Source organism: Paracrocinitomix mangrovi (assembly GCF_019740355.2).
GTDB lineage: Bacteria > Bacteroidota > Bacteroidia > Flavobacteriales_D > Crocinitomicaceae > Paracrocinitomix > Paracrocinitomix mangrovi.
Genome location: NZ_CP091819.1, coordinates 358,827 through 384,166, shown reverse-complemented (window position 1 = coordinate 384,166; position 25,340 = coordinate 358,827). Strand labels below are relative to the sequence as shown.

The 25,340-nt window shown below is 33.9% G+C and carries 25 protein-coding genes; 10 read left to right on the top strand and 15 right to left on the bottom strand.

Annotated features, from left to right (window positions below):
* Positions 1 to 6 precede the first annotated feature (6 nt).
* Together K6119_RS01720 and K6119_RS01715 are read left to right on the top strand one after the other, a co-directional pair.
* Positions 7 to 177 (top strand): hypothetical protein, encoded by a 171-nt coding sequence (locus K6119_RS01720; protein ID WP_221834192.1) that lies wholly within the window; start codon positions 7 to 9, stop codon positions 175 to 177.
* Positions 178 to 520: 343 nt separating this feature from the next.
* On the top strand, positions 521 to 1,036 hold the full coding sequence (locus K6119_RS01715) for a hypothetical protein (protein WP_221834194.1): 516 nt from the start codon (positions 521 to 523) through the stop codon (positions 1,034 to 1,036).
* A gap of 159 nt (positions 1,037 to 1,195) precedes the next feature.
* On the opposite strand, the gene K6119_RS01710 is transcribed toward K6119_RS01715, so the two are convergent.
* From K6119_RS01710 to mnmE, 6 genes are all read right to left on the bottom strand, one after another.
* Positions 1,196 to 1,633, bottom strand: a complete 438-nt coding sequence (locus K6119_RS01710) for a hypothetical protein (protein ID WP_221834196.1) — start codon at positions 1,631 to 1,633, stop codon at positions 1,196 to 1,198.
* 3 nt (positions 1,634 to 1,636) lie between these two features.
* Positions 1,637 to 1,951, bottom strand: a complete 315-nt coding sequence (locus K6119_RS01705; protein ID WP_221834197.1) for a helix-turn-helix domain-containing protein — start codon at positions 1,949 to 1,951, stop codon at positions 1,637 to 1,639.
* Positions 1,952 to 2,012: 61 nt separating this feature from the next.
* On the bottom strand, positions 2,013 to 2,831 hold the full coding sequence (locus tag K6119_RS01700; protein ID WP_221834198.1) for a hypothetical protein: 819 nt from the start codon (positions 2,829 to 2,831) through the stop codon (positions 2,013 to 2,015).
* Positions 2,815 to 3,906, bottom strand: a complete 1,092-nt coding sequence (locus K6119_RS01695; protein WP_221834199.1) for a site-specific integrase — start codon at positions 3,904 to 3,906, stop codon at positions 2,815 to 2,817. Before K6119_RS01695 ends, K6119_RS01700 begins: the two co-directional genes overlap by 17 nt.
* A gap of 3 nt (positions 3,907 to 3,909) precedes the next feature.
* Complete coding sequence (locus K6119_RS01690) at positions 3,910 to 4,287, bottom strand: helix-turn-helix domain-containing protein (RefSeq protein ID WP_221834200.1); 378 nt, start codon at positions 4,285 to 4,287, stop codon at positions 3,910 to 3,912.
* Between the two features lie 279 nt (positions 4,288 to 4,566).
* On the bottom strand, positions 4,567 to 5,940 hold the full coding sequence (gene mnmE, locus K6119_RS01685; RefSeq protein WP_221834201.1) for a tRNA uridine-5-carboxymethylaminomethyl(34) synthesis GTPase MnmE: 1,374 nt from the start codon (positions 5,938 to 5,940) through the stop codon (positions 4,567 to 4,569).
* A gap of 119 nt (positions 5,941 to 6,059) precedes the next feature.
* Here mnmE and sucD point away from each other — a divergent pair, with 119 nt between their 5' ends.
* Genes sucD through K6119_RS01665 form a run of 4 tightly spaced genes read left to right on the top strand, consistent with a single transcriptional unit; the run spans position 6,060 to position 9,073 of the window.
* On the top strand, positions 6,060 to 6,938 hold the full coding sequence (gene sucD, locus K6119_RS01680) for a succinate--CoA ligase subunit alpha (protein WP_221834202.1): 879 nt from the start codon (positions 6,060 to 6,062) through the stop codon (positions 6,936 to 6,938).
* 37 nt (positions 6,939 to 6,975) lie between these two features.
* A complete protein-coding gene (locus K6119_RS01675) occupies positions 6,976 to 7,356 on the top strand; it encodes a hypothetical protein (protein WP_221834203.1) in 381 nt (126 codons plus the stop codon).
* Between the two features lie 57 nt (positions 7,357 to 7,413).
* A complete protein-coding gene (locus K6119_RS01670) occupies positions 7,414 to 8,160 on the top strand; it encodes a DUF481 domain-containing protein (RefSeq protein WP_221834204.1) in 747 nt (248 codons plus the stop codon).
* Between the two features lies 1 nt (position 8,161).
* A complete protein-coding gene (locus K6119_RS01665; RefSeq protein ID WP_221834205.1) occupies positions 8,162 to 9,073 on the top strand; it encodes an ATP-grasp domain-containing protein in 912 nt (303 codons plus the stop codon).
* Here K6119_RS01665 and uvrA read toward each other — a convergent pair.
* Genes uvrA through asnB form a run of 7 tightly spaced genes read right to left on the bottom strand, consistent with a single transcriptional unit; the run spans position 9,065 to position 19,759 of the window.
* Positions 9,065 to 11,881 (bottom strand): excinuclease ABC subunit UvrA, encoded by a 2,817-nt coding sequence (gene uvrA, locus K6119_RS01660; protein ID WP_221834206.1) that lies wholly within the window; start codon positions 11,879 to 11,881, stop codon positions 9,065 to 9,067. The genes K6119_RS01665 and uvrA overlap by 9 nt on opposite strands.
* A gap of 50 nt (positions 11,882 to 11,931) precedes the next feature.
* Positions 11,932 to 13,008: an MraY family glycosyltransferase gene (locus tag K6119_RS01655; RefSeq protein WP_221834207.1), complete on the bottom strand. Its 1,077-nt coding sequence runs from the start codon at positions 13,006 to 13,008 to the stop codon at positions 11,932 to 11,934.
* Complete coding sequence (gene rfbC, locus K6119_RS01650; protein WP_221834208.1) at positions 13,005 to 13,553, bottom strand: dTDP-4-dehydrorhamnose 3,5-epimerase; 549 nt, start codon at positions 13,551 to 13,553, stop codon at positions 13,005 to 13,007. Before rfbC ends, K6119_RS01655 begins: the two co-directional genes overlap by 4 nt.
* Before the next feature lie 6 nt (positions 13,554 to 13,559).
* On the bottom strand, positions 13,560 to 15,935 hold the full coding sequence (locus tag K6119_RS01645) for a polysaccharide biosynthesis tyrosine autokinase (RefSeq protein ID WP_221834209.1): 2,376 nt from the start codon (positions 15,933 to 15,935) through the stop codon (positions 13,560 to 13,562).
* A gap of 7 nt (positions 15,936 to 15,942) precedes the next feature.
* Positions 15,943 to 16,725, bottom strand: a complete 783-nt coding sequence (locus K6119_RS01640) for a polysaccharide biosynthesis/export family protein (RefSeq protein WP_221834210.1) — start codon at positions 16,723 to 16,725, stop codon at positions 15,943 to 15,945.
* Positions 16,722 to 17,903, bottom strand: a complete 1,182-nt coding sequence (locus tag K6119_RS01635) for a glycosyltransferase (protein ID WP_221834211.1) — start codon at positions 17,901 to 17,903, stop codon at positions 16,722 to 16,724. Before K6119_RS01635 ends, K6119_RS01640 begins: the two co-directional genes overlap by 4 nt.
* Entirely contained in the window at positions 17,903 to 19,759 is a 1,857-nt protein-coding gene (gene asnB / locus K6119_RS01630) for an asparagine synthase (glutamine-hydrolyzing) (RefSeq protein ID WP_221834212.1), read from the bottom strand. The genes K6119_RS01635 and asnB overlap by 1 nt, the downstream gene beginning before the upstream one ends.
* 58 nt (positions 19,760 to 19,817) lie before the next feature.
* Here asnB and dacB point away from each other — a divergent pair, with 58 nt between their 5' ends.
* Positions 19,818 to 21,296, top strand: coding sequence for a D-alanyl-D-alanine carboxypeptidase/D-alanyl-D-alanine endopeptidase (gene dacB / locus K6119_RS01625; RefSeq protein WP_221834213.1), 1,479 nt, complete (start codon positions 19,818 to 19,820; stop codon positions 21,294 to 21,296).
* Positions 21,297 to 21,363: 67 nt separating this feature from the next.
* Here the strand turns inward: dacB and K6119_RS01620 are convergent, their stop codons facing one another.
* Together K6119_RS01620 and K6119_RS01615 are read right to left on the bottom strand one after the other, a co-directional pair.
* Positions 21,364 to 21,948, bottom strand: coding sequence for a hypothetical protein (locus K6119_RS01620; protein WP_221834214.1), 585 nt, complete (start codon positions 21,946 to 21,948; stop codon positions 21,364 to 21,366).
* 73 nt (positions 21,949 to 22,021) lie between these two features.
* Positions 22,022 to 22,852 (bottom strand): alpha/beta hydrolase family protein, encoded by an 831-nt coding sequence (locus K6119_RS01615; RefSeq protein ID WP_221834215.1) that lies wholly within the window; start codon positions 22,850 to 22,852, stop codon positions 22,022 to 22,024.
* A gap of 154 nt (positions 22,853 to 23,006) precedes the next feature.
* On the opposite strand from K6119_RS01615, the gene K6119_RS01610 reads away from it, so the two are divergent.
* Genes K6119_RS01610 through aroF form a run of 3 tightly spaced genes read left to right on the top strand, consistent with a single transcriptional unit; the run spans position 23,007 to position 25,284 of the window.
* Positions 23,007 to 23,282 carry a hypothetical protein gene (locus K6119_RS01610; protein ID WP_221834216.1) on the top strand — a complete coding sequence of 92 codons (276 nt, stop codon included), beginning with the start codon at positions 23,007 to 23,009 and terminating at the stop codon, positions 23,280 to 23,282.
* Complete coding sequence (locus tag K6119_RS01605) at positions 23,279 to 24,289, top strand: CBS domain-containing protein (RefSeq protein WP_221834217.1); 1,011 nt, start codon at positions 23,279 to 23,281, stop codon at positions 24,287 to 24,289. The genes K6119_RS01610 and K6119_RS01605 overlap by 4 nt, the downstream gene beginning before the upstream one ends.
* Entirely contained in the window at positions 24,286 to 25,284 is a 999-nt protein-coding gene (gene aroF, locus K6119_RS01600) for a 3-deoxy-7-phosphoheptulonate synthase (RefSeq protein ID WP_221834218.1), read from the top strand. Before K6119_RS01605 ends, aroF begins: the two co-directional genes overlap by 4 nt.
* Positions 25,285 to 25,340: the final 56 nt, after the last annotated feature.

Below are 25,340 nucleotides of genomic sequence, written 5' to 3'. Positions count from 1 at the left end.
ATTTACATGGAAAAGCTAACAAAATCAGATTGGCAAATGATATCAGAATCATTGAAATATTCAAAGTTAAAATTTGAAGAATATCAAAATTATCCTACACAGGAATTTAAACAAAAACGAATTCAAGAGGTAGTTGATGTTAATGCAAAAGTCAATAGCATTCGAAAAAATACTTAAAAAGTCCTTAACTCCACATTTTAGAGTATCAAATAACAATCAATTCGCTAGAATTGGGATAGAGAAATACTCAATACTGACGTGAACATATATCTCTCGATACAATTCCCTATCTTTATTCCGAAAATATTATTGTAGCGTAAGCTATTAATTCTTGTTGTTGAAAATCGCCAGTTTTTAATTCCCACGAGATTAATAGACTTCCGCTCACGTTACGGCGTGGGCTGTTGTTTGTTTGTGGGAAGGGTGTCTGGCGATACCTCAACAATGGATGAGCTTCAGTTCCACGCTCTTTTTTTTGCCAAACACTTTCTTGGAACTGGGAAGTACAAAACAATTAAGTATGAAAACAAAAGTTTTGTTTCTCTCAATGATTGCAGGAGCCACAATTATCGCTTCTTGTAAAAAAGACATTTATGGCTGCATGGATGAAAATGCAGACAATTATTCAGCTTTTGCCAACATAGATGATGGTAGTTGTGTCTATCCTTCTGACAATGTTTATGTTGGCACCGGTACTGCCAACTGGCAATTGTCCGGGTACAACTATTACACGACATTCAATGTTCCTGACATTACGCAGGACGTTGTTGATGTCGGGGCAGTGTTAGTTTACGCTTTAACAGCAAATAACACCTATGAGTTGATGCCATTTACTATCTACCAATCTAGTTCTTATTCAACAACAATTTCATTTGTTTACACGGTAGGAAATGTGACTATTTGGTGGGCAGACTCAGATCAATCTCAACCTTCATTTCCTTGGATAGACACTTTTAAAATAGTGGTGATAAAACATAAAAACCAAGTCAATGATCCTGAAATAAAGAAGGATATTAAAATTCTAGAAAACAAATGATAAAAAGATATACCCAGGAAAAATACCTGGGTATTTTTTTCGATATACTATTAAGAAAGTATAACTGGTTTATACCGTTTAAGCAGGGTAAGCCATATAATCGGCTTAGACAGTTTAATTCGTTTTATCTAATTAAGTGGATTATTCGGTTTAAACCTATTACACATAGCACATATTTTCTATGTCTTCGCCATAATAATTATACCTGGTATTAATTATTAAGCCAAGAATTTGTTCCTTATCATAAATAGATAAACGTTCAAACTTATCCGTTTTTAGAACATTGATTGCCTTGTGAATAATATCGCTTGATAACTCTTCAATATCAATCTTTCTTAATTCAGATGGGGTATCAACATTAAAATATTTCGTAAGACTTTCTTTGGCCTTAACCAACCACCAAACACTAGTCGGCATTTTTAGTTCTATGAATTCCTGAGTGTGGTTAAAACGTTTCATGTTATTCTGACCATTCTTACATTCTTCACAACAAAATTTACCTAGATAGGTATTCTTATAATACTTTCTATTACAGAAATCACAATACGTTTCATTACACCATTTCCCATTGAAATCTTCTTTATTATAGGATCTCATAACTCAATACTTTAAATGATTAATAGCTTCGTCCTCCAATTCGTAGATGGATTTAACCTTATTTCGCAATTGATACTCTGACAGGTCACTTTTCTTAAAACGAAGCATTTTACCTGAATTCTTATAATGTGGAATCTTCCTTTCTGAACAAAGCTTATACAGATAGCTCTTTTTTAGACCAGTATATGCTGATGCCTCATCTATATCTAAAATGTCTTTATATAGGTGCTGAATACCTCTTAAGGTCTCTTCTATCCTATTCTGTCCTTCGGATATTTCTTGAAGCTGTATTGCTATGTCCTCAAGGCTGATTGCCATGAGGTAAATTTCTGAACTTTAATAGAGGAATAAAAACTGAAATAACTAGTTATCGAGTTAGTTATCGAGTCAGAGAACTAATCAATTCTTGATGAATTTTATCGATAATTTCAAATCCATAAGGACTTTGTTTACGGTTTTGATAACGAGCATCATTAATCATTTTTGGAGTTAATACATCTTTATCGGAAGTTTTAAAACACTCAACCATACTTTCATTTAAATGTTTACTCATTTCCTTGTTCCCTTCGTTAGCTGAAATAACTTTTTCAATGTGTTCTGGAAGTACTAAATATTCGGGAGCAAACACATCAATAAAATAAACCAATAGTTTTAAAGATTCATTCCAAAGAATTTTCTTCTTTAGCCGTCCACCATTTAGTAGATTCCGAAATTCTTGATTTGTTGTTGATGAAGAAATGAAAGTCTTTCCAGAAGTGTATGGCTGGATAATTAATGAGAATAAATAGTCAATTTCAACTAATCTTCTTTTAGGGTCCGTTCCAGTCCATTGAAAGGTATCAGTAATTTCTAACAATCCTCCATCAGTAGAATTAACAAATCCAAAGTATTGAACACAGCGCTCACAAAGCATAATATCTATGGTTGAACTTGAGGATTTTCTAGCATCATAAATCTCTTTTGTTTGACCTCTCTCAAACTTTTTAAATGATTCCAAAATGATAGTATCAGGAACAGCTGAACCAACTGCGGTCCTATGATACATCAATCTTTGATTCAATATATCTTGAAGATCTCTTCTTGAATTTAGCATTTCCACCAGTTGAAAAAACAGATTTGTATTCTTAACCTCAGAATTAATGTGTTTCTCAACTAACGATTCCAATTTTGCTAAATTCTCATTACTCTTTTTGCTCATCCCAAAATACTTGAATATCTGTTAACGAATTTACTGCTTTTCTTTTTGTGCTGTCAACAATATTAGCATAGATCATAGTTGTTTTAATATCTCTATGACCTAGTAATCTACTTACGGTATAAATTCCTACCCCCTTTTCAAGCAGCAAAACAGCATAACTATGCCTTGCACAGTGAAAAGTGATTTTTTTTTGAATTCCGGCATTCAACATCCAATCCTTTATTACAGAACCCTTATTTGATGAAGGATTGAGATTAAAAACGCTCTCATGGTTTTCCTTTCTTTCTCCTATCAATTTTAACGCTTGCGATTCCACCGGTAAATACTCAACTCCTTTCGTTTTCTTCTGAGTAAAATGAATAGTCGCAGTACCATCAGCATCAACTCTAATATCTTCCCATATTAGACACCTTACATCCACATATCTTAATCCTGTTAAACAAGAAAATAAAAACGCTCGTTTTAATTCAGGATCTTTACAATAAGCTTTTGCCGCTAAAGTCAGTTCTGTAGCCGTTAGGAACTCCCTTTTGGTTTCTTCTAGCTTAGGTGATTTAACCCTTGTTGCAGGATTATCTACAATAATTCGATCTCTAACGGCCTGATGAAGGCAATGTTTAACCACATTGAAGTATGAGGCTGCAGAATTATTACTTCTTCCCTCCTCTAAATACTCTCTGAAATTCTCCATCCACTTATCGTCTACCTGATCAAAAGTAAGTCCATTTGGAGCGTAGGCTTTAAGATGAACGAGGGTTATCTTCCATGTTTGATAGTTTTTACCTGTTTTGAGTCTCTTATTTACCAGATCTTCGAAATACTGAATAAAATTAAGACGGGCCTTAAAGTCAGGTGTAAAGCCATATTTGAGGTGTTGCATCTCCAATAATCGTTTCGATTTTATTCTTTCTACAAGCTCAAGTACCTCACGGTTTTTTAAACGGTTTTCATACGTTTCTTCAGGCAATAAATACATCTTTAGGAACTCATAATTTCGGTTACCGTTGTGATAAATATCAAGGTAAAGACTTTGACGCCCGTCCTTCAATTTTTTCTTTCTAAGTACTACATTCATATCCTAATTATTATCTAGCGTTGATAAATCGTCTAGAAACTTATCTAGATCTTCTCTTTTGAAAATTGTTCTCCCTCCTAGTCCAATTACTGGCAACAATCCTAGTCGAACATTTCTATATAATGTAGATCTACTGATTCCTAGATAAACACATGTTTCTTTTATACTTAAATATGTTTTCTTCTTTAGTTCTTCAGGATCTATTCCCTGAGATTGGAATTTGACTTTTTCGTTATTCTCCCTTGCTTTCTTTTCTCTTTGTTCCCGTTTATATCCTTTTTGATTGCATGGAAGGCAACAATATCTGGTAGTTGACTTGTGAGCAACAAACTTCTTTCCACACCACTCACAAATTCGGTCAAATCCGATCACTGATTTCATAAATTTGTTACTTATTTGTTACTTGTAATTCTCTAAATTCACCGGTCATTTTGTGTCATCTGGTTTCATGTCGTATCATATTGATTCACCAAAAATCTGGTCTCCCTTCATTTTTGTTACTATTAGCAATTCTCATTTTGAGTAACAACTGGGTAACAAAACTACCTCCAGAAAAGGAAAAAAACAGAAAAAGAAATTAACAATGGGCGCACAGAAACGCCCATCACACTTGACTTTGTTATACTTTTATTGATTTAGCTTTACAAGCAGAAATTCGCCTTATTTCCCAATACAAAAATTAGCAAAGATATTTCCTAACAGATCATCAGAAGTAACCTCACCTGTAATTTCACCAAGGTTATTTAATACATCTCTGATGTCCATGGCTAATAAATCACCCGGAATATCATTGTTTAAATCCTCCTCTACTTTATCAATACCATTTAAACAACGATTTAAAATTTCATAGTGACGTACATTGGTTACCACACTATTACTTTCGTTATTCGTGAGTTTTACACGGTCAACCAATACATTTTTTAATTGATTAATTTCTTCTCCATTTCTGGCAGAAATAAATAAACCAACGTCTTTCAAGTTTACCCTGTCCTCTACTTTTACTTTGTCAGATTTATTGAAAAGACAAATAAGCTCTTGATCTTCTCTTACACTATTTTTTTCAAACATACTGATTTGGTCTATAATCTCTTGATCCTTAAACCCTTCCAAATCAAACATTAACAATATAATTGAGGCAGTTTTAATTTTATCAAAAGCTTTGCGGATTCCTTCACTTTCAATTAAATCCTTAGTATCTCTTATTCCGGCAGTATCTATAAACCTAAATTCAATTCCTTCAATAGTAATTGTATCTTCAATCACATCTCTGGTAGTTCCTGCTACTTCACTCACAATAGCCCTGTCTTCATTCAGTAGCTTATTCAACAAAGTTGATTTACCTGCATTGGGCGCACCGATAATAGCTACAGGAACACCGTTTTTAATGACATTTCCGTATTTAAATGAATCAACTAATGATGTTAGTCTTTTTTTAATCTTACTCAATAGCTCTACCAACTGCGTTCTATCTGCAAATTCAACATCCTCCTGAGAAAAATCCAATTCTAACTCAATTAATGAGGCAAAGTTCATTAACTCTTGACGCAATTCTGAAATCTCAGAAGAAAATCCACCTCGCATCTGATTCATTGCTACTTTGTGTGCGGCAGCAGATGTTGAAGCGATCAGGTCAGCAATTGCCTCTGTTTGCGACAAGTCCATTTTACCATTCAAAAATGCACGTAAAGAAAATTCTCCCGCTCCGGCAAGTCTCGCTCCTTTATCTATTAAAAGTTGTAATATTTCTGATTGTATAAAGGTTGATCCATGACATGCAATTTCTGCAATATCTTCTCCGGTAAATGAATGTGGATTTTTAAAAATCGTTACCACAACTTCATCTAAAATCTGATCATCCTTTTTAATTGTCCCAAAATGTGCAGTATGAGTTGACAAATCATGTGGGTTTTTAGAAAATATCTGATAGATAATATCAAAGGTTTTCTTTCCCGAAAGGCGAATAACAGCAATTGCACCCACTCCCTGAGCAGTACTTATAGCGCAAATTGTATCATCCGGATTTTGAAACTTCATCTTGTTTTGGTTTTGAATTTTAAAGATATTACAAAGATTTATAAATGTTATTTGATTTTGGCTTTGTTTTAATAAATCAAAAGGCTATTTTTGAGCAGTCAAAAAACAAATCAAATTCTATGTCGGTACTCGTAAATAAAGATTCCAAAGTTATAGTTCAAGGATTTACAGGAAGTGAAGGTACTTTTCACGCTGGTCAAATGATCGAATATGGAACCAACGTTGTTGGTGGTGTTACTCCTGGAAAAGGAGGTCAATCTCATTTAGATCGTCCAGTTTTTAATACAGTTTCAGAAGCTGTTGCAAAAACAGGAGCTGACGTGACTATTATTTTTGTTCCGCCTGCTTTCGCTGCAGATGCAATTATGGAAGCGGCTGATGCAGGAATTAAAGTAATCATTGCTATTACAGAAGGAATTCCGGTTAAAGACATGATCAAAGCAAAAGAATACATCAAAAGTTTCGATTGTACTTTGGTTGGTCCTAACTGTCCAGGTGTTATCACTGCTGATGAAGCTAAAGTTGGTATCATGCCAGGATTTATTTTCAAAAAAGGAAATGTAGGTATCGTTTCTAAATCAGGTACTTTGACATATGAAGCAGCTGATCAAGTTGTAAAAGCAGGATTAGGAATTACTACTGCTATCGGTATTGGAGGTGATCCAATTATCGGAACAACAACTAAAGAAGCTGTACAATTGTTAATGAATGACCCAGAAACTCACGGTATTGTTATGATTGGTGAGATTGGAGGGAATTTAGAAGCACAAGCTGGAGCTTGGATTGCAGAAAACGGAACTAAACCAGTTGTTGCATTTATTGCCGGAGTTACCGCTCCTAAAGGTAGAACAATGGGACACGCCGGTGCAATTGTTGGTGGTGAAGACGATACTGCTGAAGCGAAAAAACGAATTTTGAGAGAGCATGGAATTAGTGTGGTGGATTCTCCTGCAGATATAGGTAAAACTATGGCGGAGATTTTAGGTGTGAACGCTTAATTGAAAAAATAAATAACCCATACACACTACTTAATTAATGTCATCTGTAAAATTTGACTCAGCAGAGATTTCTCTGCTAGAAAAAAACTTAATTCACACTGTATACGAAGACAATTGTCTTTTAAACAATAAACACCTTGAAGATATTCGAGATGTTTATACAAAGCTGCACGGTCATGAAGATTTGAAAGATCTTAAGTTACTTGTGGAGTTTAAAGGTGATATCAATATTTCTAAAAACTTAAGTGAAGGTGGAATCTTCCGTCGTATCAGAAGAAAAACGGCGGAAGCTTTTGTCTCACCTTCAGCTCAAACCAGAGAATATCTTAAAGGCGCTAAAGCCATTATTCTAACTGAGCATCCCATTGAAGTTTTTGACACTGTGGGTGAAGCCATGAAATGGTTAAGAAGATTTTAATCTCTAGAACTTTTTGAATAAAATACTGAGTGGTTACCTTTGCCCAAAATTTTGTGCATGAGGTTTCTATTAATTACTATTTTATTTTCAGCCACTACCGTATTCGGTCAAATTGTAAACATTGAAAACAAAAGGCTTGACGGTGACAAGCAAGGTTTTCATGGTAGCGTAGATTTGAATTTAAATTTCACTATGAATACCAAACAGCTTTTGCAATTGGGAGATAAATTGCGATTGGGATACACTAAATTAAAACATCATGCTTTTATCCTTACAGATCATGCCTTTGTAAAATCAGATGATGATAGTTTTATCAACCGTGGATATGAGCATGTGAGATACAATTACACTCTAAAGGACAGTGGTCGCATCATTTACGAAGTATTTCAGCAAGGTCAATTTAACAAAATTCAAAAAATCAATCTACGTTTGTTATTTGGAACAGGTTTTAGATTTAAATTGATTGATCAAAAAAATTATAACCTGAGCTTTGGAACAGGCTTTATGGGAGAATATGAAGAATTGATAGATTTTGGTAATTCCAGAGATATCTTATCTACCAGCTATCTTTCATTTGATGGTCAATTCAGTGAAAACATAGGTATGAATACGATCAGCTACTTTCAACCTAAAATGGTAGATTTTGGAAACTATAGATTTGCCAATGAAACTTATCTTAGATTTAAAATCAACAAGTATTTAAGTTTTAAAGTTGTTTACTCACTTGTTCATGATTCAAGAGACATTCCGGAAGTGAGAAAAACCAATTACGTATTTAAAAATACTTTGAGTTTTAATTTTTAATATGGCAAAAATTGCATTGTTAACCGAGCAAAAGTACCTACAACCAATAGATATAGATTGGTATGTTCAACAAGTATTGGATGAAGATGGTTTGGTACAAGCCGCTTTAGAAAATTTAGGACATAAGGTTATAAAGGTTGATTGGTCAGATAATTCAATTGATTGGGAATCATTTGATGCAGCAATTTTTAGGACTATTTGGGATTATTTTCACCGATATGATGAATTCACTGAATTTCTTCGGAATGTGGAGGGAAAAACTATATTCTTTAATCCAATAAATCAAATTAAATGGAATGTTGACAAACACTATTTGGGTGAATTAAAACAGAGCGGGGTCAATATTGTTGAATCATATTACATTGAAAAGGGAGATAAACGTTCTCTACTTGATATTCACAAAGCAACAGCTTGGACCAAAACAGTAATAAAACCTTGTGTTTCAGGAGCAGCTAGACATACTGAGAAACTGGACATCAGCAAAGGAGATGGAGAAAAATTTGAAGCCTTTTTTAGAAAAATAATTTCAGAGGAATCAATGATTTTACAGCCATATCAAGAATCGATAACAGATAAAGGAGAAGTAAGCCATGTAGTCATTAATGGAGATTATACCCATTCTGTGCACAAATTAGCTAAAGCAGGAGATTATAGAGTTCAAGATGATTTTGGAGGAACAATCCATGATTACACTGCCAATGAAGACGAAATTACATTTGCAGAATCTGTAGTTAAATCCATTTCACCTACACCGCTTTATGCAAGAATTGATGTAATTTGGGATAACAATGGGCAATTAGCTGTATCTGAACTGGAAATGATTGAACCGGAACTTTGGTTTAGAAAAAATCCGGATGCCGCAGTTAAAATGGCTTTTGCTATTAATGAAAGATTAAAAAAGGAGTTATTCTAATTCTTTTATCAAATAGCGAGCAGTTTCAGTTTCAAACTTTTTGACAAATTCTTCAGGACTGCCCTCTCCTACTACTTCTCCGCCATTTACACCTCCATCTGGTCCTATATCAATGATGTGATCGGCTACTTTTACAATATCCAAATTGTGTTCAATAACTAGAACTGTATTTCCTTCATCTACTAATCTCTGCAGCACATTTAACAACATTCGGATATCATCAAAATGCAAACCTGTTGAAGGTTCATCCAAAATAAAGAAGGTTTTTCCTGTACTTTTTTTAGACAATTCAGTAGCTAACTTAATGCGTTGTGCTTCTCCTCCAGACAAGGTTGTAGAAGGTTGTCCAAGCTTGACATATCCCATTCCCACCGAGTTCAAAGTCTCTAATCTTCTTCTGATTTTTGGAATACTTTCAAAGAATTCAGCCGCATCTTCAATGGTCATCTCTAAAACATCATTGATATTTTTTCCTTTAAACCTTACCTCTAGCGTTTCGCGATTATATCTTTTTCCTTGACACTCTTCACATTCAACATAAACGTCAGGTAAAAAATTCATTTCTATCATGCGTAATCCACCACCTTTGCAGGTTTCGCATCTTCCGCCTTTTACGTTGAAACTAAACCTTCCTGCTTTATACCCCCTAATTTTTGCTTCGTTTGTATTGGCAAATAAATTTCTGATATCAGAAAATACTCCTGTGTATGTAGCAGGATTTGATCTTGGTGTTCTTCCTATAGGTGATTGATCAATATCTATCACTTTATCAATATGCTCTAAACCATTTATTTTACTGTATTCCAAAGGTTTTTTAACACCTTTATAAATGTGCTTATTTAATATTGGATATAAAGTGTGATTCACCAAAGTTGATTTACCTGACCCAGAAACTCCAGTAACGCAGATAAATTTACCTAATGGGAATTTTACATTGATGTTTTTAAGATTATGTCCATTCGCTCCAATCAATTCAAGGTATTCACCATTTCCTTTTCTCCTTTTATCCGGAATTTCAATTTTCTTATCTCCTTTAAGGTATGCTGCTGTAGTACTGTTTCCGCTTAACATTTCATCAACTGTACAAGCCTGAACAATTTCTCCACCATGCAAACCGGCTTTAGGACCAATATCTACAATAAAGTCAGATTCTTCCATCATTTCCTTGTCGTGCTCGACTACAATAACAGAATTACCTGCATCCCTTAATTTTTTTAAGGAATTAATTAACCTGGTGTTATCTCTTTGATGTAGTCCAATACTTGGTTCATCCAAAATATATAGCACATTAACTAGTTCAGATCCTATTTGAGTTGCCAAACGAATTCTTTGCGCTTCACCACCTGAGAGTGATTTTGACGATCTGTTTAAAGCCAAGTAATGCAAACCTACATCCATTAAAAACTGCATGCGGTTGTTGATTTCCTTTAATATTTCGCGTCCTATTTTAAGTTGTTTTTCAGTAAGATGTTTATCTAAATCCTTGAACCAATCTGATAATGACGCTAAATCCAATGACGCTAATTCGCCAATATTTTTGTCATTTATCTTAAAATAATCCGCTTCTTTTTTCAACCTGGAACCATTACATTCATCACAAACTATTTGGTTCATAAAATTCTCTACCCATCTTCTAACAGCAGGTGAAGGAGAGTCTTCAAACTGTCTTGACAAATAAGAAGTTATTCCTTCAAAAGAGAAATTCTTATTTAAACCATCTATTTCCATCACCTCCTCAAAACCGTATAAAATCTTATTGATAATTTCCTCATCAATTTCTTTAACAGGATCTTTTATGCTAAAGCCATAAGCTTCTAAAATGAATTCAATCTTTGATGAAATCCAGTTATTCCCAAGTTTTCCTAATGGTTCAATTGCACCTTGCTTGATACTTAGCTTATCATCAGGAATCACTTTTTTAAGGTTAACCTCTGAAACTGTTCCAATTCCATTACACTTTTTGCACGCTCCGTATGGTGAGTTGAAAGAAAACAAATTTGGTTCAGGTTCTGCATAAGATATGCCTGTAGTTGGACACATTAAAAAACGGCTGAATTGACTTACTTCATGCGTATCAAAGTCTTCAACCATCATTACATCCTGTCCATATTTCAATGCAGATTGTACAGCCTGCGTTACGCGGTTTTTATTTTCCTCACTTACCTGGATTCTGTCTATAACAATCTCAATATCATGGATTTTATATCGATCCAGCTTCATTCCGGAAACTATATCTTTAATCTCACCATCAACACGAACCTTAGAATAACCAAGCTTTGCTGTTTGTTCAAAAAGTTCTCTGTAATGCCCCTTACGTCCTTTTACTTTGGGCGAAAGCACAACAATTTTTTGACCTTCAAATTTTTCAATAATTAAATCGATAATTTGTTGATCGGTGTACTTCACCATTTTTTCGCCTGTATTGTATGAATAAGCATCTGCAACCCTTGCATACAATAATCTCATAAAATCATAAACCTCAGTTACTGTCCCAACCGTTGACCTTGGAGAGCGGTTCACTGTTTTTTGCTCAATTGAAATTACAGGACTCAAACCTAAAATCTCATCAACATGAGGTCGCTCTAATCCGCCCAGAAATTGTCTGGCATAGGCCGAAAATGTTTCAATGTACCTTCTTTGACCTTCAGCAAATATGGTATCAAAAGCCAGTGAAGACTTTCCACTACCTGAGAGTCCGGTAAAAACAACCAGCTTGTTTCTTGGGATTTTTAAATCAACGTTTTTAAGGTTATGTTCCTTAGCACCGTAGATTTCAATATATTCTTCTTGAGATATTTCTGTTGACATTGACTGATTAAGGGGTATTGAATTTAGCAATTATCAGTCAAATTTAATCACTAATCTTCATCCTTGCTATGCTTTTTTGCAATACTGAAGAATATTATCAATAGCATTAGCACGTAAACCCAAATCAGAATAAGGCTTAGAGAACCATGAGGAATAAAATTTGCAACATTGTATGCCAACAAGCTCGATACAATTCCTAGAATAATAAAAACATAACCTACTTGCCTATCCGTTAAACCACGGTAAGAAAGCGTATGCGTAGTATGATCTTTACCACCCACCATAGGCGATTTGCCCTTTCTGAGTCTTCTTATGGTTACAAAAGTGGTATCCATAATTGGTACAGAGAAAGCAATCAAAACAAGTGAAAGATTTGAAAAGACACTATAAGAACCCTCTTCAATTCCTGCATTCCACAAAAACTTTATTGAAAAATAAGCCAAGAACATTCCCAAAAACTGAGATCCCGTGTCTCCCATGAACATCTTTGAAGGATTCCAATTAAACAGTAAAAATCCACTTAAAGCACCAAGAGTGGTGATCAACAGAAATAAATCAACATTATTCATCAGTTTAAATGGCAGTGAAATTCCAATGATGATCAGGATGATAAAAATGGAAGCAATGGTGGTTATTCCATCCATATTATCCAGCATATTTATTGAATTCATTATACCAACTACCCAAAGTACTGTTATGGTAATGTTCAACCATTCTTGATTAAATAATTGAATGCCACTGTCTGTAGAAACCAATATAACTCCGCATAGAATTTGAGAAAGCAATTTGATGATAGGTTTCGTATCATAGGCATCATCAGATAAACCGAGTAAGAATCCGATATTTATCGTGAAAAATAAGCCGAGTAATTTTTCATTTCTAAATACGTCATCTTCACCAAAAACAATGGCGTAAATCATAAACCCTAACAAAAAAGTCATGTAAAAGCTGATTCCGCCCAAAGAAGGTTTTGACTCATTACTCCAACGAATAGTAAGGTCATTTTTGTTTCTGATTCCAAGACTTTTGGCAAACTTTAATAGGAATCTGTTAATTAAAACAGATACTAAAAAGGCACCACCAAAAAAGCCGGTTAGATTTATTATAGATTCGAAACTATCTTTCACAATATAAAAGGGCTTTCAAATTCTTTTAAAGTTTTTGCTTCATCATCTTTTTCTGAAACTAAAGGATATTCTACTTCCCAGTCTATCCCAATTTCTGGATCATTCCAAATAATTGCATCTTCACTTTCTTTATTATAGAAATTGGTGCATTTGTATGAGAAAATTGAATCATCTTTAAGAGACAAAAAGCCATGAGCAAATCCTGGTGGAATCCAAAACATGACATTGTTTTCTCCAGTTAACAAGACTTTTTCGTATTGCCCATAGGTGGGAGAATTTTTTCTAATATCCACGGCAACATCTAGTACTTCGCCGGAAATTACACGAACCAATTTACCTTGATCATAAGGAGGTTTTTGAAAGTGTAAACCTCTAAGAACATTTTTATGAGAAGATGATTGATTATCCTGTACGAAATTAAAATCACCTATATGTTCGCGCATTATTTTTTCGTTGAATGACTCAAAAAAATAACCTCTATCATCTGTAAATATTCTTGGTTTAAAGGCTATAAGTCCTTCAATTCGATATTTAATTACTTCCATCAGATGTTATTTTTTCCAAAATTGCCAAACCTTTTTCTTTTTAATATCATCAGAATAATAATCTCCACCATAGCCATAACCATAGCCATACCCTCTTACTCCCGATTCCATACCATTGAGAATAACAAACAACTTATTTAATTGCTTATTATAGACAAGTTCTTCAACTCTTCTGGCGTAATATCTTTTGGAATAATTAGCTCTAAACATGTAAATAGGGCAATCAGCATCTTTCATTACATACAAACCATCAGATACTATTCCAACAGGAGGATTATCTACGATTACAAAATCATATTCCTTTTTGAATTCAACCAATAAACTATCTAAATATCCTCCAATAATTAATTCAGATGGGTTTGGGGGGATAGGACCGGCTGTAATAAAATCTAATCCTTCAATTTCACTTTTTTGCACACAATCCTTCCAGTTTTCAGATTTTACCAAAACAGAACTCATTCCTAACTTGTTATCTGCATTAAAAGCTTCATGCACTTTAGGTTTTCTTAAATCCAAATCAATCACTAATACCTTTTTACCCGACATAGCGATAATTCCTGCAAGATTAACAGTTACGAACGTTTTACCTTCTCCTGAAACAGAAGATGAAACCGCTATTAAATTGGGTTCATTCTTCTTTAGAATAAATTGCAAATTAGATCTAATATGTCTATAACTCTCTGCTAATGCTGACTTCGGTTTAAGGTGAACCATTAATGTAGAATACCTATTCTCGGTGTCTACTTTAGGAATAACACCTAAGAACCCCACTTGATCCGGTAGTAATTTTTTCAGCTCTTCAGGCTCGTGAATATCGTTAAACGTTAGGTATCTAATTAATAGATATACCATGCTTAACATAATTGTTAGAACCACAGATAAAACATAAACAAACCTATGGTTAGGTGAAATTAAAACAGCTTCAGTAGGGGCTTGTAGCACCATGTTATCCATTGTAAACCCTGCTTTTGAAATGGCATATTGTGTTTTCTTTTCAATTAAAAGTGAATAGTATTTTTCATTCAAGGAGAACATTCTGTTAAGCCTACTTAATTCCATTTCTTTTGCAGGAATCCCATAAAGCTCCATTTCCAATTTAAACACTCTGTCTTGTAAACTGCTTAACTTAAATTCCAATTGTTTTCTTATGGTATTAATGATTCTGAAAATGTTCTCTGATTGAGACTTAATCTTACGATCAATTTTTTGAATTTCTTGATGATCTTCAGTAACTCTGTACACAAGATCCTCTTTTTCAATTAAAAATTCATGTAATTCTTCTAATTCACCAACTAAAAGATTTTCATAATCAGTTCCTGTAACCGCAGGAATAATTCTAAAAATCTCAACTCTATCATTCAACTCCACTTTGTTTTCAATGTCCTCTATCAATTCCAATTCAATGTCTACATCCATCATTTGATTTTGTAGCTCATTGGTTCTCTCCATAATGTTTGCCGTGAAATAAGCCGGATCATTAACGGAGTTACTGTCTTTAAAATTTTGAATGGCTGATTCTGACTCTTTTAATTGAAGAAAAACAGTATCCAACTGTGAATCAATAAAGTCAAGAATACTTGCCGAACTCTGCCTTTTCTTTTCTAAATCATACTGAAAAAAGGTATTGATAATTGATGTTACCACATCTTTACTCAGCCTATGGTTATTTGATTTAAAATTGATTTGAATAGTTTTAGCTTCGGGATTCAATGCAAACACCTGTAAATTAGGATGCATTCTTCTAGTAAGATCACTAAAATTATTGATCACAAAATAGAGTTTATTTTCAGCAGCATTTACTCTAAATTGCTCAGGATTTGATATTTTAAAGGACAAGCTAAAAAATTCGTTCTCAACTTTCTCATCCACTTTAATGTCCAGGCTATGGTTTCCTGTACTTGAGGTAAAATTTAGATTTACTACATCACTTCCTTTGGTTGTAACTAAAACAGGTTTACCTATCAAACTACTATCCCTTAATTCCAATAAGGTAACATGATAACTAGACATTAAATACTTTTCTTCAGTAAGAATTTGCCCTTCAGCAAAATAAGATATTTGAAGATTTAAGTTCTTTAGTGCTTTTTCTAGTAAAAAAGTTGATTTTAGTAATTCAACGTCTTCAGAAACTTCTTGTTCTTTTTCAAAGCCTTCAATATCCAGAATTCGTTTTCCTTCATCTTGAGTACTTCTTTGAATTACTGCTTTTGACTCATATACAGGTTTTGTATATCTCAAATAAACAAAACTAATCCCCAAACCAAGCAATAATATGATCAGAGGAATAAAAAAGTTCTTTTTTAAGACAGTAATCGCTAGATTAATATCGAACTCCTTGTTTAAACTAGAAGCTATTATTGATTTTTTTTCAGTCTCTAGCACTATTATATTATGGTGTTAATGCTGATATAGTCGCAATAATAACTGCAGCACTTGAAATTAATGAAACTATTGGTGTTACTTCTTTTAGCACTTCTCTTCCCAATTCAGGAACAGGATCTACATAAATATAATCATTGGCTTGAACAATTATATCAGTATAAGCCAAACCTTCAATGGTAGACAAATCTATTTTATAAACTTCTCGTTGCCCTTGAGCATTTTTTCTTATCAACTTAATTTTAGACGCTCGACCTCTCTCTGTAATTCCTCCGGCCAATGCAATTGCTTCTAACAAGGTTGTATTATTGTTTTGTAGATAAATCACTTTTGCTTCTCCTCCATTTCCGGGAAACACCACTACTCTTCTGTTTGTCACACTTAATTGAACAAAAGGATCTATATAATACCCCCTAAATTGATCTTCGAGATACAACTCTGCCTGTCTAATGGTCATACCTACTAAGTTTACTTGACCTACAACAGGTAATTCAACCATTGAATCATTTTGAATAACATAGTTAAGTGAATTATTTGGATTAAATAAAGCACTTTGATTTCCTGTTGCATTTGAACTAATATCTAAAACCTTTATCCCATCATTGGTAAAAAATCTCAATTGTAAAATATCATTGATATCGATTTTATAGTCATTCTTACTTTCATTCAAACTGTCAATGTCTGAAAAATCGTAATCCTTATGAGTTCTTAGCATCCAGTTGCTATTAATACCACAGCTACCAATTAAGAGAATGATCCCTACAAAACCGATACTTCTTGCCCAATTAATCATTTTTTTAATCCCTTTTTTTCAAGTAATTCTTGATATAAATTATCCATATCCTTGCACAAACGTAAGTAATGGAATTTTTCTTCTACGTGATTCCAGCCATTTTGTGACATTTTCGCACGTTTTTCTTCATTATTAATTAAATCTAACAAAGCGTTAGCATAATCCTTTACTTCAAAACCATCAACGACAATCCCTGTATTTCCATTGTCTACGACGTTTAAAACACCACCTACGTTGGTTGTCACTACAGGTACTCCAGCAGCTTGAGCTTCAATTAAACTTACAGGTGTTCCCTCATTTTTAGAAGACAAACATACCAAATCTAATCCTGGTAAAGCTTCCGAAATATTTTTAATCCAAGAGGTGAACACAAAGATTTGCTTACCAATTTGTTGCTCAACTTCAGCACACTCTTCTTTGATCTCCTTCATTAATTCTCCATCACCAATAATCAACACCTTTAATTTCTTATCTGTTCTTGTCAAACTTGCACTAATAGATTGAATAAACAACGAATGATTTTTAATGGCCGTTAATCTTCCAATTATACCAATGGCTAATTCATCATCTTTAATTTCATACTTGTTTCTGAAGGCTAGTCTCTTACTATCTTTGTTTTCTCTAAACCTATCTAAGTCAAAACCCAAGGGAATCACTCTAAACTTGCCGCAAGGTGCTATTTTATGAATTTCACAAAGCTCCTTTTTTTGAATTTCTGATATGGCAATTATTACATCAGTCTTTTTTGCTACATAGCGTTCTAACTTCTTATAAAGTCCAGTTTTAAGATTACCAAAATAAGAGTGAAAAACATGTCCGTGAAAAGTATGAACTACAATAGGAACATTTTCTTTGGCTGCAGCCAATCTTCCCAAAAAGCCTGCTTTTGAAGCATGTGTATGAACAATGTCAGGTTTAAATTCTCGGATGATTTGTCTTAATTCTTTTAAGGCTTTTTTATCATTGGCAAAGGATATTTCTCTTTGCATGCTATCTACAATCTCATATTTCACCTTGTGCTCATCAAGTATAAATGTAGAAGCACCTTCATGTTCTTCATGACTTCCTCCAATCAGCTTAGTTTGGTATTGCTCTGGCAAATATGCCGTTAGATAAGTAGCATTATAAGTAGGTCCACCCAAATTAAACCGATTGATTATACGAAGTATTTTGATCATTAACAGTAAAATTTTTTATACCAGTTTTGAAAAACGATCAATGACCAAATCAGGTAAATTCGTTCCCCAAAATTGTTATTGGTGATTCCTTTTATCAATTGACCTATATATTCTTTATCAAACATATTTTGATCTTCCAAAAACTTAGCAGAAAACAATTCTGAATTCAAAATACCATTAATTTCATCTCCTAACCAATCTTGAATTGGCACTTCAAATCCTCTTTTCTCTCTGAATAATATTTCTTTGGGAACCTCTTTATCAAATGCCTTTTTTAGCAACAACTTTCCTGCATTTGGATTTAACTTAAATTCAAGTGGAACAGAATTAGCGTATTCTACTACCCTATGATCTAAAAAAGGAGTTCTAACTTCTAATGCATGTGCCATTGACATCATATCTACCTTTTTCAACATATCATTAGGAAGTACCAGTTTTTGATCTGCAATGAGGTAATCTCCCATATCATAGAGGTCAGGAATATTTAAATCAAAATCTGTTCGAAAAGAAGGCTCAAGCATATCGTACACTTCTTGTTTATCAACAAATGTGCACCACTCAAAATACCTTTCTTCCGGAGTCATTCCAATTCCATTACTGAATTTTTGAAGTTTTCTATTAAAATCTCCAAACTTGTCAGATCTTGAAACAGCTTTGTTTTTAAGTATTTTCGAAACCCATTTCACAGAGCGTTTTTTACTTGAACTAGCCCTTCGCATTTTATATTCGGCTTGGTGCTTTTTATATCCACCAAACAATTCATCTGCTCCATCTCCGCTTAATGCGACAGTTACTTCTTTCTTGGTTTGTTCCGCTAAAAAGTAAACTGCAAAAGCTGAAGAATCTCCAAAAGGCTCATCAATAGAATCTAAAAAGCGTTCAAAATAAGATTGAAACTCCTTTTTACCCACAATAAATTCATGATGATCTGTTCCTATATGTTTAGCCATTAAATCACTGTATTGTGATTCATTAAAATAAGGATGGTCAAACCCAATTGAGAAAGTCTTTAAATCTTCTTTTTGATGTTTAGCTACTGCAGCTATTATGCTTGAATCTACCCCCCCACTTAAAAATGCTCCTACGGGAACATCTGCTATCATTCTATCCTTTACAGAAATCGTCAATCTTGATTTCAATTCTTCTGCACAGGCAATAAAATCTTGAGGAACAATGGGTTTTCTTTCAAGTTTATAATATCTCTTTAATTGTAATCCTTCTTGATCTATGATACCATATTGACCAGGCAGTACTTTAAAAGCTCTTTTTAGAATAGATGAAGGTGCTGGAATATATGTCAGCCTAAAATACTGATTAAGCGCTACATCATCAATTGTTTTATCAATATTAAATTTGAATAAGGGAGAAAGTTCAGAAGTTAAAATGATCTTCTCATCATCTTCATAAAATAGCAAAGGTTTGATCCCAAAACGATCTCTTGCAAACAACATTCTATCCTCTTCCTTGTCATAAAAAACAAAGGCAAAAAAACCATTCAACTTTTCTAAAGCTGAAAGTCCTTTTGTAAGCAGCAATTGCATTAACACTTCCGTGTCTGAATTAGTATGGAATCTACATCCTTCCAATTCTAACTGTGATCTCAGCTCTTGATAATTATAAATTTCTCCGTTAAAAATCAGACTATATCTGCCAGTACTGTCTTCCATAGGCTGATTGGCATCTGCAGACAAATCAATAATTGAAAGCCTGGCATGACCTAAACAAACTTTGGAATATGTTTTGATACCCTGATAATCGGGTCCGCGGTGAGACATAACATTAAGAGCACTAGTCATTTGACCAAAAGACGACTGTCCTTCGCTATTTTTTGCCCATATGCCAATTATCCCGCACAAAGTTTCTAATTTTGATACACAAATATAAATAGTAGAACTCTAGCTCATCAATTATAAAATGAAGTATTTAACAATTCTTTCTTGGTTATTCATCTTTCCATCTGTGTTAATTGCGCAAAATGCAGACGAAAGACCAAACACATTAGTACAAAGCTCAGCTGAAAACATGATGACTTTTAGCAAGTTAAAATACTCTGCTTTCAGTTTTTTTGTGAAGGATTTAAAAACCGGTGAGGTGTTAGCGGATTACAATAAAAATATGAGTTTACCTTCCGCCTCTACTATGAAATTAGTAACTACAGCAAGTGCGTTTCAGTTATTGGGAAGTGGATATAGATTTGAGACTAAAATCATGTATTCAGGTGAGATTGACTCTACAGGTACATTAAATGGAGATTTATACATTATAGGAGGAGGAGATCCAACTTTAGGTTCTAAGTACTTCACTAAATACGGAGAAGAGAGAGATTTTTTATATGAATGGGCTGATAGTGTAAAGGCTAAAGGCATTAAGAAAATTAATGGACACGTCATTGCTGATGGATCACTATACAAATACCAGGGAATGCCTTCTGGTTGGGTTTGGGGAGATATGGGAAACTACTATGGCGCAGGTCCTGCCGGACTTACCATTTTTGACAATATGTGCATCTATCATTTTAAAACCGGTGCAAGCGAGGGAGATTCTACTGAATTGACATGTATTACACCACATATTCCGGGAATTCAAGTAGTGAACAACGTAACATCAGCTAATTCTTCAAAAGACAATGCATATGTTTATGGTGCACCCTGGTCATACGAATGGTTTGTAGAAGGCTCAATTCCCAAGCAAAAAGATGATTTTGAAGTTAAAGCAAGTATCCCAGACCCTGAACTTGTAATGGGATTAGAATTTGATTATGCGCTTGAGCAATCTGGAATAGATGTAGCTTACAAAGTATTTACCATGCGTGAACTAAACAAGCATATTCCATTTGAAAAACCCGAATTAAAGGAAATTCACGTGCATAAATCACCTTATTTATCAACAATTATAAATGTCACTAACCAGCAAAGTATCAACCTTTTTGCTGAACATATTTTATGTCAAATTTCAGTGGAAAGATCTGGTTATGGCTCAACTTATAACGGCGCCTTGATTTGCATGAATTATTGGAGTAATAAAATAGGTGCTGCTGATTTAAACATGACTGATGGAAGTGGATTATCAAGATCAAATTCAGTAAGTGCAAGATTCCTGGTTGAAATGCTTGGATACATGTACAAATCTGGTAATGGAGATAGATTAGAAACCAGTATGGCATTAGCTGGTAAACGCGGTACAATGGCCAGCATGTGTAAGGGAACTGTTGCTTCCGGTAGAGTTTATGGTAAAAGTGGAACTATGACCAGAGTAAAATCTTATGCCGGATATGTACACACTAAAAGTGGCAGAAGATTGGGATATGCTATGATCATGAACAATTATACCTGTAGCAATTATCAAATGCGTAATTACTTTGAAGGTTTAATGAAGAACATGGCTAACTATTAAAAAATCTCATAGAATCTTACAAATTATTCATAAAAAAAGAGGAGCAATTATTCTCCCCTTTTCAATTCTATTTGATTTTCTTAACTGTATAGTCATACGAAATTCCTATATGAACATTAATTAAAAGTGACCTTGTTCCGGGTTGGGAAGTATATTTCCCATTCAAAGTCAATATAAAGTCTGGGTAAAGTTGTGTGTATTGGTAAAAATTTAAATCAGATGATTCCAAATACCCCTCAGCAGTTCCAATTGCTAACACCTTAGGTTCTCCTTCAAAATTACTGTTCCAAATTTGTAACTCAAAACTTTCTAAATGATCACTTAAATCAGTGATGTTTGGATCAAGATCAACATGACTGTAGTCAACTACTTCTACTGTTGAAACCCATACTCGATTCACAGTAAAGTCCATTACCGAATATCCTTTTTTAAACTCCTCTTCCTCTACTTTCCCTCTCTCTTCATGCACAAAATTTGATGTACTAACATAGGTCAAACTGGTCAATTCTTCACCTGAATGAATTATTTGCCTACCAGGTTCACTCACTTCAATTGATGTAGATACTCCATTTGTAAAATCTGGTTTGTTGCAACTATTTAAAGTGGCCATAAGTGGTAGTGCAACTAAGGTTGAATAAATTAATTGTTTCATAAAACTATTTTTTGCGTTCGACCGGTATCAAACAAGTTTCATGCCACAAACTAAACGTTTAAGTAAAAAATACCTAACTATTAAAAAATTCCAAAGCTGCCTGTATTACTTCATACATTTCATCAGGTAAACTATCCTTTTCCCAGGGTTGTTGCATACCAAAAGTATGCCCTCCACCTTTTATAATATGAACACGAGTATCTGTCCAATTAGCTAACGAAAGTCCTTCTGAGATTGAAACAGCTTCATCCATATCACCATGTATTTGTAAAAAAGGGACTTTCAAGTTTTCTGCAGCCTTTTGAATATCTAACTCACTTTGATGGGCAATAAAGTCAGTATAAAACTCATAAAAATGTGGCATCTCCTGATGCGTTCTACCGTTGAGAACATACCTTACTCCTTCTCTTTCCCAATCTAACAATTCATCACCCTTCGGAAATCTTGAGGCAATGTCAGAAATCCCTGCTAAGGAAACAACTTTGGCCACCCTATTATCAGTTGAAGCATACAAAACAGCATCTCCTCCACCTCTACTATGACCTAACAAATAAAGAGGGATATCCAACTCCAGTTCTTGATGAATCATTCTATACGTTTCATTCACCATCACTTTTATATCATATAATTCTTTACTGTATGTATTATGCCCAAAGGCATCAAGGTCAGGAAAATCAATGGGTTCATCAACTGTACCACCATTGTGAGAAAGATTAAACTTGACAAAACCAAATCCATTATCTACAAAAGATTTTTGCATCAAATTCCAGGCACCCCAATCTTTATACCCTTTGTATCCGTGAATAAAAAGAATCACAGCTTTTGCGTTTTCAGGTATTTCACAATCAAATAGTGACAATCTTCCTTCGCTTCCTTCATAAATCTTGTTCGTAAAGTCAATCATATCTCCTATCTTTGCAAGCCAAATATTTATAGTTATTCGTCCTAAATTTACATACTTCTTACTTTTTTCAGCTATCCTGATATTATCGGCTTGTCAAACAAGTTTTGGAGAAAAATATACCAGAGGAAATCTAGAGATCTATTTTTCAGAGGATATGAAGTCTTTTGTGGAGCCCTTAGCAGATTACTTTGAAGCCAACAACCTCATTTTTGAACATAAACATTCAATACAGCTGACTTCTACCGACATGTCTGAAGGAGAGGGATCTATTATACTAAAAATGGTACAGTCAAGTGACATTGAAGAAATTCCTGAAAATGAAAAGGAAAACATTCAACAATTAGAAGAAGATTTAAAAGAAGCCGTATTTTTAGGAGCGAATTTTCGCATTGCTATTTGCAACGAAAATTTTTACGAAATCGAGAAATGAAAATATCTGCATCAATATACTCGGACAAGCAACAAGCACTGTCACAGACTATTCAAGACTTAAATGAAAGTCATGTAGATATGATTCATGTTGATTGCAAAGATGACTTAAACGTCTTTACAGATATTGATCAAATACAGCAATCGTCTCACATTCCAATAGATTTACACATCATTACAACTGATGCAAAAAGGTTTATTCCAGCGCTTCAGTCTTTTGATATTGAATATGTCACTTTTCAATACGAAGATTTAGTAGATAAAAACCTTGATATCCCTAAAGAATTCTCGGGTCAATTAGGACTTGCAATTACAACTGAAACGCCGATAGATGTTTTTAGTCAATATGCACAAGACTTTGATTTTATACTTTTCATGTGCACTATTCCTGGAGAAAGCGGAGGAGTTTTTGATAAACGAAATTTTAGAAGAATAAGAGCATTTCAAAGCAAGTATCCGCACAAAAAAGTGCATGTGGATGGAGGTGTTAATGCAGAAGTATCTTTCATATTAAGAAATATGGGAGTTTATGCTTCAGTGTCCGGATCTTACCTGTTTAATTCTACCAATATAAATTCTGCCTTACTCAATCTTAAATTGAATGAAATTGAATCTCATTTTCAAGTGCGCGATTTCATGAAAGATTTAGATGAATCACCTGTTATCTTTGAAAGTGATTTAAATCTTCAAAGCTTGCTAAGAACAATGAATGAAGGGAAGTTAGGCTTTGTTATGATATTAAATCAAAGTGAAGAATTTGTAGGGATTATTGGAAATGCTGATTTGAGAAGAGGATTGTTAACCAGTATTAATGATTTGAACAATATTAATGTTTCAAAAATGATTAATAGAAACCCTTTAAGCGTTAAGGGAACTTATACTGTTCATCAATTATTGAGATTTATTAAAAAAGAAAGTATGCCTATAGTTTATTTGCCGGTTATAGACGATCACAATAAAGCTATAGGAACCATCAACTTTATGAACCTAATTAAAGGAGAATTATGATCGCACATTTTAGCGAAAACATTGGAAATGAAAAAGCATTAGCCATTGCAGAGGATTTAAAAGCTTTTATGTTTAAAGAAGGGGACAAATATGTTGTGATCACTTCTTCAAGCATGAAAGAATTGCCTCAAGAATATAAATCATTAGCCACTGAAACGTTTGTATTTGATACGGATATGCAGTTATCTGCCAGATCTTATTTGAACAGAACAAGAACGGTTAAAATTGGTGATGTTGAGATTGGAGGAAATTCTAACAATACAATTGTAATTGCAGGTCCATGTTCAGTTGAAAGCGAACCACAAATTCAGCAATCATCTGCTTTATTGAAAAGTTTAAATCTAACAACTCTTAGAGGAGGTTGTTACAAACCTAGAACCTCTCCTTATAGTTTTCAAGGATTAGGATTAGAAGGCTTGAAGTTACTTAAGAAAATGAAGGAAGAGCATGGTTTGACTATCATTACAGAAGTTAGAGATGCCACGCATGTTGATGAAGTAATAGAATATTCTGACGTGATTCAAATTGGTGCAAAATCAATGTATGACCATGGGATTCTTAAAGCTTGCGCAAAAACCACAAAACCAGTTCTAATTAAAAGAGGGTTTGGAACAACATTGCAGGAGTTTGTTCAATGTGCTGAATTTATTCTTTCAGGTGGAAATCCAAATGTAATTTTGTGCGAAAGGGGTATCAGAACATTTGAAACTAAAACAAGATTCACGCTGGATTTATGTGGTGTAAGCTATTTAAAAGAGTATACAAATCTACCGGTTGTTTTAGATCCATCACACGCTATGGGACATGCATATGGAGTTCCAGACTTAACCAGAGCTTGCGTTGCTATGGGAGTTGATGGATTATTAATTGAAGTTCACCCTGACCCATCTGTAGCTAAATCAGATGCTTCACAACAATTAGATCACCCGTCATTTGAAAAATTATTGGATTCTTTACAACCAATTGCTGCAGCTGTTGGTCGTAAAATTGTCTAGTTTTTAGTAAATTTCAATAAACATATTAAATGAATATATATAACAGCAATATCCTT